General features: G+C 70.2%; 15 protein-coding genes, 1 pseudogene and 2 riboswitches. Of the genes and pseudogenes, 3 read left to right on the top strand and 13 right to left on the bottom strand.

Features of this window, described 5'->3' with window-relative positions; translation table 11 throughout:
• Positions 1-210 (bottom strand): annotated as a pseudogene (locus tag VE172_RS00120) (hypothetical protein); the annotation flags it as partial.
• Between the two features lie 165 nt (positions 211-375).
• On the opposite strand from VE172_RS00120, the gene VE172_RS00115 reads away from it, so the two are divergent.
• Complete coding sequence (locus VE172_RS00115; protein WP_324795393.1) at positions 376-576, top strand: DUF5999 family protein; 201 nt, start codon at positions 376-378, stop codon at positions 574-576.
• 52 nt (positions 577-628) lie between these two features.
• On the opposite strand, the gene VE172_RS00110 is transcribed toward VE172_RS00115, so the two are convergent.
• The 12 genes from VE172_RS00110 to VE172_RS00055 form a co-directional block, all read right to left on the bottom strand.
• Positions 629-2,452 carry a vWA domain-containing protein gene (locus VE172_RS00110; protein WP_324795390.1) on the bottom strand — a complete coding sequence of 608 codons (1,824 nt, stop codon included), beginning with the start codon at positions 2,450-2,452 and terminating at the stop codon, positions 629-631.
• A 76-nt stretch (positions 2,453-2,528) separates the two neighbouring features.
• On the bottom strand, positions 2,529-5,363 hold the full coding sequence (gene gcvP, locus VE172_RS00105) for an aminomethyl-transferring glycine dehydrogenase (protein WP_324795387.1): 2,835 nt from the start codon (positions 5,361-5,363) through the stop codon (positions 2,529-2,531).
• Between the two features lie 31 nt (positions 5,364-5,394).
• Positions 5,395-5,489: riboswitch (glycine riboswitch) on the bottom strand.
• Positions 5,490-5,596, bottom strand: a riboswitch (glycine riboswitch).
• A gap of 30 nt (positions 5,597-5,626) precedes the next feature.
• Complete coding sequence (locus VE172_RS00100; RefSeq protein ID WP_324795384.1) at positions 5,627-6,127, bottom strand: MerR family transcriptional regulator; 501 nt, start codon at positions 6,125-6,127, stop codon at positions 5,627-5,629.
• 63 nt (positions 6,128-6,190) lie between these two features.
• Positions 6,191-6,655 carry a bifunctional nuclease family protein gene (locus tag VE172_RS00095; protein WP_324795381.1) on the bottom strand — a complete coding sequence of 155 codons (465 nt, stop codon included), beginning with the start codon at positions 6,653-6,655 and terminating at the stop codon, positions 6,191-6,193.
• A 100-nt stretch (positions 6,656-6,755) separates the two neighbouring features.
• Positions 6,756-7,190 (bottom strand): FHA domain-containing protein, encoded by a 435-nt coding sequence (locus tag VE172_RS00090; protein ID WP_324795377.1) that lies wholly within the window; start codon positions 7,188-7,190, stop codon positions 6,756-6,758.
• 48 nt (positions 7,191-7,238) lie between these two features.
• Positions 7,239-7,622, bottom strand: coding sequence for a glycine cleavage system protein GcvH (gcvH, locus tag VE172_RS00085; RefSeq protein ID WP_324795374.1), 384 nt, complete (start codon positions 7,620-7,622; stop codon positions 7,239-7,241).
• A gap of 22 nt (positions 7,623-7,644) precedes the next feature.
• The gene (locus tag VE172_RS00080; RefSeq protein WP_324795371.1) at positions 7,645-8,376 is read right to left on the bottom strand and encodes a DUF881 domain-containing protein; all 732 of its coding nucleotides are present in this window, start codon (positions 8,374-8,376) and stop codon (positions 7,645-7,647) included.
• A 12-nt stretch (positions 8,377-8,388) separates the two neighbouring features.
• On the bottom strand, positions 8,389-8,721 hold the full coding sequence (locus tag VE172_RS00075) for a small basic family protein (RefSeq protein WP_324795397.1): 333 nt from the start codon (positions 8,719-8,721) through the stop codon (positions 8,389-8,391).
• On the bottom strand, positions 8,721-9,506 hold the full coding sequence (locus VE172_RS00070) for a DUF881 domain-containing protein (RefSeq protein WP_324795368.1): 786 nt from the start codon (positions 9,504-9,506) through the stop codon (positions 8,721-8,723). Before VE172_RS00070 ends, VE172_RS00075 begins: the two co-directional genes overlap by 1 nt.
• Complete coding sequence (locus VE172_RS00065) at positions 9,503-10,111, bottom strand: CDP-alcohol phosphatidyltransferase family protein (RefSeq protein ID WP_324795365.1); 609 nt, start codon at positions 10,109-10,111, stop codon at positions 9,503-9,505. Before VE172_RS00065 ends, VE172_RS00070 begins: the two co-directional genes overlap by 4 nt.
• Positions 10,112-10,222: 111 nt before the next feature.
• Positions 10,223-10,849 (bottom strand): response regulator transcription factor, encoded by a 627-nt coding sequence (locus VE172_RS00060; RefSeq protein ID WP_324795362.1) that lies wholly within the window; start codon positions 10,847-10,849, stop codon positions 10,223-10,225.
• Entirely contained in the window at positions 10,842-11,963 is a 1,122-nt protein-coding gene (locus tag VE172_RS00055) for a GAF domain-containing sensor histidine kinase (protein WP_414715039.1), read from the bottom strand. The genes VE172_RS00060 and VE172_RS00055 overlap by 8 nt, the downstream gene beginning before the upstream one ends.
• Positions 11,964-12,062: 99 nt before the next feature.
• On the opposite strand from VE172_RS00055, the gene VE172_RS00050 reads away from it, so the two are divergent.
• Both VE172_RS00050 and VE172_RS00045 read left to right on the top strand, forming a co-directional pair.
• Positions 12,063-12,812, top strand: coding sequence for a GNAT family N-acetyltransferase (locus VE172_RS00050; RefSeq protein ID WP_324795355.1), 750 nt, complete (start codon positions 12,063-12,065; stop codon positions 12,810-12,812).
• Positions 12,809-13,213, top strand: a 405-nt coding sequence (locus VE172_RS00045; RefSeq protein ID WP_324795352.1) for a lysophospholipid acyltransferase family protein, incomplete at its 3' end; no start/stop codon positions are given. The genes VE172_RS00050 and VE172_RS00045, both read left to right, overlap by 4 nt.

Below are 13,213 nucleotides of genomic sequence, written 5' to 3'. Positions count from 1 at the left end.
CACGGCCACCCCGCACCAGCGCGCCTCGGGGTCGTGGCGCCCGGGGTGCGACAGGTCGCCGCCCACCCCGAAGGCCCGGCAGAAGTCGGCCAGCGCCTCCGCCGGTTCCTCTGTGTCACCAACCCACCACAGCAGACGATCGACCTCGTGACGCGTGAATTGGCAAGAGGACGGCACCCCGACGGGCCCGGGCGGAGGAAGCAGGCTCATTCTTTTGGTCTGATTTCGTTCGGGTCCGGCACGGGTATAGGCGTTAACTCCCGGAATCGTGCCGGAACTGTTGCGACAATGACATGAAAGCGTCTGTAGTGTGGCGCAATGTTGGGTGTGAACGAAAACACGTCACCACACAGGAGAGATGATCGGGAGCCAATGATGTGCTCGCACGAACCCCAGTGTCCCGAGGCGGCTGACGCCGATCGCGAAGCGGCGCGCGTCGTCGCCTCCCATCCCGAACAGGGCTGGAGTCTATTGTGTAACGGCGTCGTCGTCTTCGACGACACCGGCGAGATCCTTCCCGACGGTCGCTGCATCGACCCGCACCGCGGACCCGCGCCCCACATCGCCGTCGCCTGAGAGGCACCGACGGCCCTCACCGGCCTCACGCGACCGTCCTACGGGGGGACGGTCAGGAACTGAACAACGCCGACAACAGCTGGCTGTTGATCTCGTCGCTCCACTTCGCCGGGTAGTACTGCCCCTGGGTCGCGCTCGCGATGTCCTCCAGGCCCTTGGAGTTGACCTCATCGCCGTAGCCGATGGTCTCGATGCGGGCGCTCTTCGATCGGTGCTGTTTGGACAGATCCTGCAGCTTGGACACCATCTGGTCCTCCGACATCGCCGAGCCGTCCTCGTTGCCGCCGTCCGACAACAAGACCACGCGGTTGGCGGCCCCGTCCGCGCCCTGATAGTCCACAAGGGCCTGGTAGGCGTCCACAGCGGATTGATACAGGCCGCCGTCGCCGGCGGGCGTGATCGAGGTCAGATTGTCCAGCGCCGCGCTTTTATTGCCAGGTGTAAATTTACTAATGTCTTGGACGGGAGTGTGCGACTCCCCCGTGACCCCGTCGACCGAATACCGCCAGATCCCGACATTCGCCTGGGAACCGAACAATCGCAGCGCGTCGCTCAATTCCTTCTGCACGACGGCCAGGCGGGTCGTCTTCTTCCCGTTGTACGTCACTTCCTTGCCCATCGACGACGACGAGTCCACCACCACCAGGACGTTCATCGGCACGTCCTGCGCCTTCCACGTCACCAGCGTGTCCTGCACCGTCTCGGGCTTCACCGGCTTGCGCTGCGGCTCGTTGATGTGGGACGCCAGCCCGTCGGTGCCGGTGAGTTCCTTGCTGCCGGTGCGCCGGGTCCCGTCGCGGAACCCCGCCTGCTTCATCGACTCCTGCCCCGAGTGCCCGATGACGTACTCGGCGAACTGCCGCCCGATGTCGCGGAAGGTGTGGTTCGTCCAGCTGGCCTTTTGCAGGATCGCCATCGGATAGTCGGCGTCGATGCTGCCGTCGGACGGGTACACCGCCGTCAGGTGGGTCTTGGCGGTGGAGTTGTACTGCCACACGTCGCGCTCCAGCGCCGGAAACGCCGACACGTAGCCCATCGGCTTGTTCTTGGCGTCGGTGTCGCTCATCTTGCCGAGCGTGTCGTCGATGCTGTCGCTCTGCTTGGAGACCACGCCGTGCAGCGCGGATACGTTGTCGAGCTCGTCGGTGCTGGCGGTGCCGTCGCGGTTGGCGTCCACGACGCTCAACAGCGCGTGCAGGTCCGCCGTGGAGTCGCCGGGGCTGCTCATGCCGACCTTGATGTCGCCCCACTCGGGGTGGCCGAAGTCCTTCCAGGTGCGGCCGGAGGAGGCCAGCTTCACCAGGTTCTCCCAGGTGGGCTTGCCCGCGTCGGCCTTCGGCTTGCCGCCCTCGTTCCAGCCCAGGGCCTTGGCCGCGGGGGCGGGCATCGCGATCACCGTGGGGCTGGTGGCCGCCAGCGGCGGCGCGTTCGGGATCATCGCGTCGCCCGCGTCGGTGAGCTTGGCCATCTGCAGCCAGGCGGAGGACTCCGGCACCCAGATGTGCGGGGCGGGTCCCTCGGTCTTGGCGTCCCAGGTGCCCGACAGTCCGTTGACGACCTCGGCCGACGACTTCTCCTTGATGTCGACGCCCACGCAGCGGCCGTTCACCGACGGCTCGGTGTTCTCCCAGTCCCGCGCGATCTTGGACAGCGTGTTGCTGATGGTGTCCGGGGCGGCGACGACCGCCTTGATCGGGTCGCCGCTGCATCCGGTGCCCAGCAGCCACCAGTAGCCGGCGACCATCCCGCTGGCCACCAGGGTCACCACCACGGTGATCACGATCCAGGGGGCCACCGGCAGGCGGCGCTTGACCTTGCGTTTACGGCGACCGCGACGATGCGACTTGACGCCTGCTTCGCTGCGGCCACGTGCCATGGGTTTCTTCTCCTGGGGCGATTCGGGACCGGCCCAGTTTAACCATCTTCGCCCGCGCGTCCGGCGCGGCGATGCGTCACTGAGAAAACGCCTCCGGGGGCGGGCACGCGCAGGCCAGGTTGCGGTCGCCCCAGGCGCCGTCGATGCGTCCCACCGGCGGCCAGTACTTGTCGCGCACCGCGCCGGACGGGTACGCCGCCTCGCGCCGGGTGTACGGGTGGCCCCAGTCGTCGGCCATCAGGGACTCGGCGGTGTGCGGGGCGTTGACCAGCGGATTGTCGTCCTTGGGCCAGTCACCGGTACCCACGGCGGCGATTTCGGACCGAATGGCGATCATCGCATCGCAGAAACGGTCGAGTTCGTCGAGGTTCTCGCTCTCGGTGGGCTCCACCATCAGCGTCCCGGCCACCGGGAAGGACATGGTGGGCGCGTGGAAGCCGTAGTCGATGAGCCGCTTGGCGACGTCGTCGACGGTCACCCCGGTCTCCTTGGTGAGACCCCGGAGGTCCACAATGCACTCGTGGGCCACCAAGCCCTTGTTGCCGCTGTACAGCACCGGGTAGTGCTCGCCGAGCCGGGCGGCGACGTAGTTGGCGGCCAGCACCGCCGAGGCGGTCGCCTCGGTGAGGCCGGGGCCGCCCATCATCTTCAGGTACATCCACGGGATCGGCAGGATGCCCGCCGAGCCGTAGGGCGCCGCGGCGACCGGGCCCACCGGGGTGGCCTCGCCCAGCGCGTGCCCGGGCAGGTACCGGGCCAGGTGGGAGCGCACCGCCACCGGGCCGATGCCGGGGCCGCCGCCGCCGTGCGGGATGCAGAAGGTCTTGTGCAGGTTCAGGTGGGACACGTCGGCGCCGAAGCCGCCCGGCTTGGCGAAGCCCAGCAGCGCGTTGAGGTTCGCCCCGTCCACATAGACCTGTCCCCCGGCCTCGTGCACCCTGGCGCACAGCCGCTCGATCTGCGACTCGTACACCCCGTGGGTGGACGGGTAGGTGACCATGATCGCCGCGAGCGCGTCGGCATGCGCCTCCAGCTTGGCGTCCAGATCGGACAGATCGATGTTGCCCTCGTCGTCGCAGGCGACCACGACCACCCGCATGCCCGCCAGCACGGCCGAGGCGGCGTTGGTGCCGTGGGCGCTGGACGGGATCAGGCACACGTCGCGGTCCCCGGCGCCGCGGGCCTCCTGCCAGGCCCGGATCGCCAGCAGACCGGCCACCTCCCCCTGCGAACCGGCGTTGGGTTGCAGGCTCACGGCGTCGTAGCCGGTGACCTCGGCCAGCCAGGCGCACAGGTCGTCGATGACGCGCTGGTAGCCGGCGGTCTGGTCGGCCGGGGCGAAGGGGTGGATGTCGGCGAAGGACGGCCAGCTCACCGGCTCCATCTCGGACACCGCGTTGAGCTTCATGGTGCACGAGCCCAGCGGGATCATGCCGCGGTCCAGGGCGTAGTCCAGGTCGGCCAGGCCGCGCAGGTAGCGCATCATCGCGGTCTCGGAGTGGTGGGTGCGAAACACCGGGTGCGCCAGGTAGTCGACGTCGCGCCGCAGCGCGGCGGGAACCGGGGCGTCGGCGGCGTCGGGACCGTCGGCCACGCCGAAGGACGCCCACACCGCGCGCAGGTCGGCGTCGGTGGTGGTCTCGTCGCAGGCGACGGCCACGGTGTCGGCGTCGACCAGCCGCAGGTTCACCCCGGCGGCGCACGCGGCGTCGACCACGGCGGCGGCGCGCCCGGGCACCCGCGCGGTCACGGTGTCGAAGAAGTCGGCGTGGACGACGTCGACGCCGCCGCCGGACAGGCCGGCGGCCAGCCGAGACGCGGCGCCGTGGGCGTGCTCGGCGATGCCGCGCAGGCCCTCAGGGCCGTGGTAGACGGCGTAACACGACGCCATGACCGCCAGCAGCACCTGGGCGGTGCAGATGTTGCTGGTGGCCTTCTCACGGCGGATGTGCTGCTCGCGGGTCTGCAGCGCCAGCCGGTAGGCCGGGCGACCCGCGGAGTCCTTGGACACGCCCACCAGGCGGCCCGGCAGCGAACGCTCCAGTCCCTTGCGGACGGACATGAAACCGGCGTGCGGGCCGCCGAAGCCCATCGGCACCCCGAAGCGCTGCGCCGAGCCCACCGCGATGTCGGCGCCCTGGGAGCCGGGCGAGGCGACCATGGTCAGCGCCAGCGGGTCGCAGGCCACCGCGGCCACGGCGCCGCGTTGCCTTGCCGCGTCGATGATCGCCGCGTGGTCGCGGATCACGCCGGAGGCCCCCGGCTGCGACACCAGCACCCCGAACAGCTCGGCGGGCAGCTCGGCGACGCGGGTGGCGTCGAAGGTGGTCACGGTGATGCCCAGCGGCTCGGCGCGGGTGGCCAGCACCGCCAGGGTCTGGGGCAGGGTGTCGGCGTCCACGGCGAACACCGCCGAGGCCGACTTCGAGGCCCGGCGGGCCAGGGTCATGGCCTCCGCCGCGGCCGTGGCCTCGTCCAGAAGGGACGCGCCCGCCACCGGCAGTCCGGTGAGGTCGGCGATGACGGTCTGGAAGTTGAGCAGCGCCTCCAGCCGTCCCTGGCTGATCTCCGGCTGGTACGGGGTGTAGGCGGTGTACCAGGCGGGGTTCTCCAGCACGTTGCGCCTGATCACCGCCGGGGTGTGGGTGCCGTGGTAACCCAGCCCGATCATCTGGCGCTTGGTCTGGTTGGACGCGGCGATGGCGCGCAGCTCGCGTGCGGCCTCGGCCTCGCTGACCGCCGCGGGCAGGTTCAGGCCGTCCAGGCTGCGAATCGACGCCGGGATCGCGGCCTCCAGCAGCTCGGCGGCGCTGTGGTAGCCCACGGCCGACAACATGCGCTGCCGGTCGGCCGCGGACGGGCCGATGTGGCGGGCGGCGAACGAGGTGTCGGGGCGTGACTGCTGGTTCATTGGCGCTCCAAGGACTCGGCGTCGTGTCGGGTCCTCCCCCTCTGTCTTGAGCCCTGAGAGTTTCACCGCACCAGGTGCGGCTTGCCCCGTCGGTGAGACGCGCGAAGCGCCTGCTTTCCAGAGGTGCCAGTCCGCACGGTCCTTTTGCCTGAGAGGTTGTCGGGGAGGAGTTGCTCCTTCGGCGCCGCGTCGCGGCCGCCAGGGCCGCGCACGGTCTCTCCCGCGCGGAGTATCAGCTTGTCGACCGCAACCCTACCCGTTGATCACCCGGCCGCCCTGCGGGCCCGACGCTCGGCGAGCTCGTCGCGCGGCGCGGCCGCGGGGTCGGCGGGGGTGGGCAGCACGGTGACGCTGCCCTCGATGTCGGCCACGGCACCGGCCAGCGCGATCCCGAAGACGCCCTGGCCGCCGCGCAGCAGGTCCACCACCTCTTCGGCGGAGCGGCACTCGTACACGGTGGTGCCGTCGGAGATCAGGGTGATGCCCGACAGGTCGGCGGTGCCGTGCTCGCGCAGCACGGCGATGGCCTTGCGAATGTTCTGCAGCGACACGCCGGCGTCCAGCAGCCTTTTGACCACCTTGAGCACCACAATGTCCTTGAAGGAGTACAGCCGCTGGCTCCCGGAGCCCTCGGCGGCGCGCACGCTGGGCACCACCAGCCCGGTGCGGGCCCAGTAGTCCAGTTGCCGGTAGCTGATGCCGGCCGCCGCGCAGGCCACCGGTCCGCGATAGCCGGCGGTGTCGTCGACGGTGTGCACATTCATCGCCGCCGCCCTCCTAGCCGACACAGTTTGGCCCACAGTGTACGGCAATTTCGGCCGGGCCGATTACTCGGCGAAGTCCTCCGGCGTGACGTTGTCGAGGAACTCCCGAAACTTCTCCACCTCTTCGTCGGCGTCCTCCGACATGGTGATTCCCGATTCCTCGAGCACCTCGGTGGTGCAGCGCACCGGCGTGCCGGTGCGCAGCGCCAGGGCGATGGCGTCGGAGGGGCGCGCCGAGACCCGGATGTCCTCGCCGAACACCAGATCGGCGAAGTACACCGAATCCTGGATGTCGTTGATCTCGATGGCGCGCAGGTCGGCGCCCAGCGCCACGATCACGTCGCGCAGCAGGTCGTGAGTCAGAGGACGCGCCGGCGTGATGCCCTGCTGCTCGTAAGCGATCGCGGTGGCCTCGACGGCGCCGATCCAGATCGGGAGGAACCGGTCCCCGTCGACCTCCTTGAGCAATACGATCGGTTGGTTGGTGGGTAGCTCCACCCGCACACCGACCACTCTCAACTCGTGCACCGGCCTGCCTTCTCTGTCAAACGGGCTTGATGCGCTTTCGACTCTTCGACCGTACACGCCGCCGATGAGGGTTTCGCGGCTTTACCCCCGCGGTGAGCGGCTATCGGGAGCCCGGTCCGGCGATGAACACTAGGCGGAACTTGCCGACCTGCACCTCGTCGCCATTGCCCAATGTGGCGGTTTCGACCCGCTCCCGGTTGACGTAGGTCCCGTTGAGGCTTCCCACATCGCGGACGGTGAACATGGAGCCGTCGCGGTGGAACTCGGCGTGACGCCGGGAAACGGTGACGTCGTCAAGGAAGATGTCGCTGTCGGGGTGACGGCCGGAGGTGGTCACATCCAGGTCGAGCAGAAACCGGGCACCGGCGTTGGGGCCCCGGCGCACCAGCAGCAGGGCCGTCCCGGGCGGGAGCGACTTGGCGAGAGTGGCCGCGTTGACCTCGGGTCCCGACGATTCCAGGGCGTCGTCCAAGGCGCCGAGGTTCATGGTCGACGTCGTGTCGAGCGGAGGGTACTCGTCGCCGGGGCGCGTCATGGGACCACCTCAAAAAGTCGCTGAATCGTGTGAAAGTCAAGCAAAGTGTTACTCAGTCAGTTTGGCGTACGCTTCAGAGTCCAGCAACCCCGCCACATCGGCGACGTCGTCCGGCTCGATGTCGAACAACCATCCTGCCTCATACGGGGCGGAGTTGATCGTCTCGGGGGACTCGTCGAGCGACTCGTTGACGGCAGTGACGGTTCCCGCCAACGGCGCGTAGATGTCGGAGACGCTCTTGGTGGATTCCACCTCGCCGATGGCGTCGTTGGCGGCGATCTTGTCGCCGACGTTCGGCAACTGCACGAACACGATGTCGCCCAGCGAGGACTGCGCATAGTCCGTGATGCCCACCCGCACGGTCGTCGCCGCGCCCTCGGAGGGGCGCACCCACTCGTGTTCTGCGGTGTAACGCAGCTCTTGCGGAATCATGCGCTGGAAGCGTCCCTTCGTCTCAGTCCACCGGCACGGCGTACTTGGGTGGCTTGACTTTAGCCAAGGTCGTCACCTTCACCGTGCCCGGCTTCGCCACCACGACGTTACCGCCGTCCTTTTTCACCGTGTCCGCCACCCCACCGGGAATGTCGATGGCGGTGGCCATGGTGTCGGGGTCCCCGATCACCCTGATCCGGTACGGCGCGGCGAGCGTGACGTTGTCGACGGCCAGGTCGTCGCCGTCGGAGGCGAACGACGACGACGCCACGATCCGCACCGAGGTTCCCGCGTCGCCGTCGATCTGCATCACCTCGGCGCCGGCGCCGCGCAGCTCCTCCACCGCGTCCAACATGGTCGCCGCGCGGATCGGCGCGCCACCGGGGGTGAGGGTCACGGTGAGGCCCTTGCCGGTGGCGGTGGCGGTCCCGGCCAGGATCTCGACGCTGTCGGCCAGCTCCTTGGCGCGCTTGAGCGCCGCGTCGTGGCGCTTGCTGCCGTTGGCCAGGTCGTCGCGGTCGGTGTTGAGCTGGTCGATCTCGTCGGACAGCCGCCCCCGCTGGGAGTCCAGATCGGACAGAATGCGGACCAGGTCCTCGGTGCGGGCCGATGCGAGGCTGTCGTCGGAATGGCTGCGGATCTGCACCACCATCGTGAAGCCCAGCACGGCCACCAGGACGGCGGCGATCACGCCGATGTGGCGGCGGCGTTGCGGCGCGGCCTCGGCGTCGCCGGCCTTGTCGTCTTCGGTCATGTCATGTGGCCCTCACGCGCGGAACAGTTTGCGGCGGATCGCCGCGGCGTTGGAGAAGATCCGGATGCCCAGCACCACGACCACGCCGGTGGACAGCTGGGCGCCGACGCCCAACTGGTCCCCCAGGTACACGATGAGCGCGGCGATCAGCACGTTGCCGATGAACGACACGGTGAACTGCTTGTCGTCGAAGCGCTTGTCGAAGTGGGCGCGCGCGGCACCGGCCAGGGCGTCGAGCGCGGCCACCACGGCGATGGGCAGGTAGGGCTGCAGGGCATTGGGGACGTCGACGTCCACCACGACACCCAGCACGATTCCGGCCACCAGGGCCAGCCCCGCGATGATCACTTGGTCTCCCCCGGTTTGGCGTTGTCGAGCGCCGGCGGCTGCGCGGCGGGCAGCCGCAGGTCGGAGCTTTCGGTCACGGTCATCGACATCCCGTACTTCGCGGAGTACTTGTCGAAGGTGTCGGCTATGGACGAACTCGACACCGTGTCGGCCAGGTCGTCGGGGCCGATCGCGGTGATCTTGTACGGGCTGGACACCGGAGAATTGTCGATCATGATGGCGCCCCCGGCGGCGCGAATCGCCGAGGTGGCGGTGAGTCGTTGCCCGTTGACGGCGATGGCCTCGGCGCCGTACGCCCACACGGTGTTGACGACGATCTGCAGATCGCGGTCGTAGACCTTGCCGGGGTCGGCCTCGCCGCTGGAGGTGCCCGGCCCGTCGGTGACGGTGACGGTGACGCCGTCGCCGATGACGGCGCGCAGGCCCGCGGCGGCCTCGGCCTGGTGGAGCCTGTCGACCTCGTGCTGGCCGCCGATCAGCTGGTCGCGCAGCCGGGACACCTTGTCGCGCAGGCGATCGGCGCGGGACTCGAGGTGGTGGTTGGAGGCGCGTTCGTCGGCGATGTCGTCGCGCAGCTGCTGGTGGACCTTGGCGGCGCCGGGGGCGGCGTTGAGGGTGTCGCGGTACGCGACGGCCAGGATGGCGCCCAGCACGACGATCACGACCAGCGCCATGGCCCGCTTCGCGGGGGTGCGCCTGCCGGGCTTGGCCGGGTAATCGAGGGGGTGGTTCCAAAAAGCCGACAGCAGGTCGGCGGCGGGGTCGGGGCGACGCCGCGTCACGGGCGCCCCGTGGGGGTCGGCGCCCGGGCCGCGCGTAGCAGCCCCACGGCCTGAACGATGTAGATCGCCGCCGACAGCCAGTACAGGGTGATCCCCCACCAGGCCAGGGCCCAGCCCAGCGGCCGCGCCCAGACCTCGGCGGCGTTGTGGAGCCCGGCCAGGACGAACACCGGGAACGACGCGAAGATGACGAACGTGGCGGTCTTGCCGACGTAGTGGACCTGCAGGGCCTCGTATCCGCGCCAGCGCAGGGCCAGCACGGTGGCGGCCATGACCACCTCGCGGACCAACAGCACGGAGGTGAACTGCCAGGGAAGCAGTCCGACCCCGGTGAGGACCACGACGGCCACCAGGATGTAGAGCCGGTCGACCAGCGGGTCGAGGAGCCTGCCGAAGCGGCTCACCTGGCCCAGGCGGCGCGCCAGGAAGCCGTCCACCCAGTCGGTGCCGCCGCCCACCGCCAGCACCACCAGGGCGGCGATGTAGTGGTGGGTGGCGATCAGCAGGTAGCAGAAGACGGGGATGCCGGCGAACCGGATCATGGTGACCAGGTTCGGCCAGGTCCACACGTTCCAGGGCGCGGCAGCGCTCGTCTTGGTGTTCACCGCGCCCTCCCTGTGGTCTTCTTTTGTGGACGAACCCGTTTCCTCCGGCGTGCTGGCGGCGATTCTACCGTCGGCGTTTCGCCCGGTCGTCGGTGCCATGGCCCGGCCTTCTCAGTTCAATCCATTGCGGACCGCGTACAGGGCGGCCTGGGTGCGGTCGGCGACGCCGAGCTTGCGCAGCAGGCTGGACACGTGGGTCTTGACGGTCTTTTCGGCCACGGACAGTTCGCGGGCGATCTCGCGGTTGGAGCGGCCCGCGGCGATGAGGCGCAGCACCTGAGCCTCGCGGTCGGTGAGGTTGTCGGCGGGGCGGCGTTCGGGGGGCGACAGCATCGCGGTGGCCGCGTCGGGGGCGAACAGCACCTGGCCGTCGCGCACCGCGCGGATGGCGCGCACCAGCGCGTCGGGGTCGATGTCCTTGTAGAGGAAGCCCGCGGCGCCGGCGGCCATGGCCGGGGCGACCTCCTCGGAGCCGGTCACCGACGTCAGCACGATCACCCGGGTGGCGTCGCCGCGGTCGGCGACGCGGCGCAGCACCTCCAGGCCGTCGACGCCGGGCATCTTGAGGTCGAGCAGGACGACCTCGGGGTGGTGCCGGGCGATGAGGTCCAGCGCGGCGTCGCCGTCGGCGGCCTCGGCGACCACGGCGACGTCCGGCTGTATGTCCAAAAAGGTCTTCAGGCCCTGGCGGACCACGGGGTGGTCGTCGGCCAACAGCACCCGGATCGGCTCAGCCACGCGGCACCACCAGGCGGATCGTGGTGCCGCGGCCGGGCGCGGTGTCCAGTTCGAGCCGGCCGCCCAGGGCCGCGGCCCGTTCCCTCATGGACTCCAGGCCGAGGCCGCGTTGGGTGGCCGCGTCGGGGTCGAAGCCGACCCCGTCGTCGCTGATCTGGGCGGTGACGGCGGTGTTGCCGTCGAGCCGCACCGTCACGACGGAGGCGCGGGCGTGGCGCACGGCGTTGTGCACCGCCTCCTGGATCATGCGCAACAGCTCGACCTCGGCGGCCTTGTCGAGGTCGAGGCGCCCGGAGATCTCGAAGTCGGTGTGCACGGCGTGCAACCGCTCGATGAGCTCCAGGTGTTTGCGGACGGTGCCGGCCAGGCCGTGGGTGTCGAGTTCGGCCGGGCGCAGCTCCACGATGATGGACCGCAGCTCGGCCGTGGCCTCGGAGGCGAGGTATTCGATGCGGTCCAGCTGCTGCCGGGTGCGGTCGGTGTCCTGGTCGATGAGGGTGGCGGCGGTGCGGGCGGCCAGCCGCAGCGAGAACAGCTTCTGGGTGACCGCGTCGTGCAGGTCGCGGGCCAGCCGGGTGCGTTCGTGGACGACGCTGAGCTCGCGGGCCCGCTCGTACAGGCGGGCGTTGGCCATGGCGATGGCCGCATGCGAGGCGAACAGGGTGAGCAGCCGCTCATCGCGGTCGGTGAAGCCCTCGGACGACTGCTTCCCGGCCAGGAAGATGATGCCGGTGACCTCGTCGCCGTCGCGGATCGGCACGCCCAGGAAGTCGGACATCACCGGGTGGGCGGACGGGAAGTAGCCGAAGCGGTCGTCGGTGCGGATGTCGGTGCTGCGGATGGTCTCGCCGTCGTGCAGCAGCGCCGCCAGCATGCCGTGCTGGCGGGGCAGCGGACCGATGGCGTCGCGTTGCTTGTCGCTGATGCCGTCGGCGATGAACTCGGCGAAGCCTCCCTGCGAGTCGGGGATGCCCAAAGCGGCGTAGCGCGCGTCCAGCAGCTTGCGGGAGGAGCGGACGATGACCTCCAGCACCTCCGCCGCCGACAGGTGGCGGGTGACCGCCAGCACCGCGGCGCTGACGGCGCTCAGGACCTCATCATCGTCTCGCGGCAGCACGGCGCCAGCCTATGCCGTGGCTCTTGGCATCCGGCGATCAACTGGCATCCGCGCGCTGGTCGACGACCCGTCATCTTGGCGCGACTGAATAAGACCATGTCCATCAATGCCAGCGGTGTCGCGAACGCGACGCGGCGATACACCGTACGCACCACCCGCCACCCCGACGAGATCATGGGCGCCCAACGGCTCCGTTACCGGGTCTTCGCCTCCGAGGGCGGGGCGTGCCTGCCGCGCGCCCTCGACGGCCGCGACGTCGACGAGTTCGACGCCCACTGCGATCACCTGATCCTCACCGAGAACGCCACCGGCGACACGGTCGGCACCTACCGGTTGCTGCCGCCGGGCCGGGCCCGGACGCTGTACTCCGACACCGAGTTCGACCTGTCGGCGCTGTCCGGTCTGCGGCCGGAGCTGACCGAGGCGGGCCGGGCCTGTGTGCATCCCGACCACCGCGACGGCGCCGCCATCGGCACGCTGTGGTCCGGCATCGCCGATTACCTGCGCCGCACCGGAAACCGGTACCTGATCGGCTGCTGCTCGCTGTCGCTGGAGCAGGGCGGCGCGCAGGCCGCGGCGGTCTGGGACCGGGTGCGCGACAGGCACCTGGCCCCCGAGAGCCTGCGGGTCACCCCGTACCTGCCCTGGGACTGCCGGGACGTGCCGCGCGCCGGCAAGGTCCGGGTCCCGCCGCTGCTGCGCGGCTACCTGCGGCTCGGCGCCGTGGTCTGCGGACCCGCCGCCTACGACCCCGATTTCGGCACCGCCGACCTGCTGATGCTGCTGGACCTGGACCGGCTCGACCCCCGCTACGCCCGATACTTCGGATTGGACGTTCGGCGGTGAACGCGTGGTCCCCGACCGCCCCCTGCCAGCCGCGCACCTGTGTGGACCGGCCCGTCCGCCGGGCGGCCTGGCCCCGCCGGGCGGTCCGGTGGTGCGCGGTGGCGGCCGTGCTGCTGGCCGGGATGGCGGTGCCGTGCCGCCGTCTGGCGCGTGCCCTGGTGCGGGCCGCCGGGGCGCGGGTGGTGGTGCGCGGCAAGGCACCCGAGGCGGGGCTGCTGGTGGCCAATCACGTGTCCTGGTTGGACGTGGTGGTGTTCGTGGGCTGGTTCGGCTGCCGCATGCTGGCCAAGAGCGAGGTCGGCGGCTGGCCGGTGATCGGCGCCGTGGCCCGCAGGTTGCGGGCGCTGTTCATTGACCGCGACAGCCTGCGGCGGCTGCCCGCCACCGTGCGCGGCGTCGCG

Source organism: Stackebrandtia sp. (assembly GCF_035643755.1).
In the GTDB taxonomy this organism is placed as follows: domain Bacteria; phylum Actinomycetota; class Actinomycetes; order Mycobacteriales; family Micromonosporaceae; genus Stackebrandtia.
This window is presented reverse-complemented; position numbering and strand designations above follow the sequence as displayed.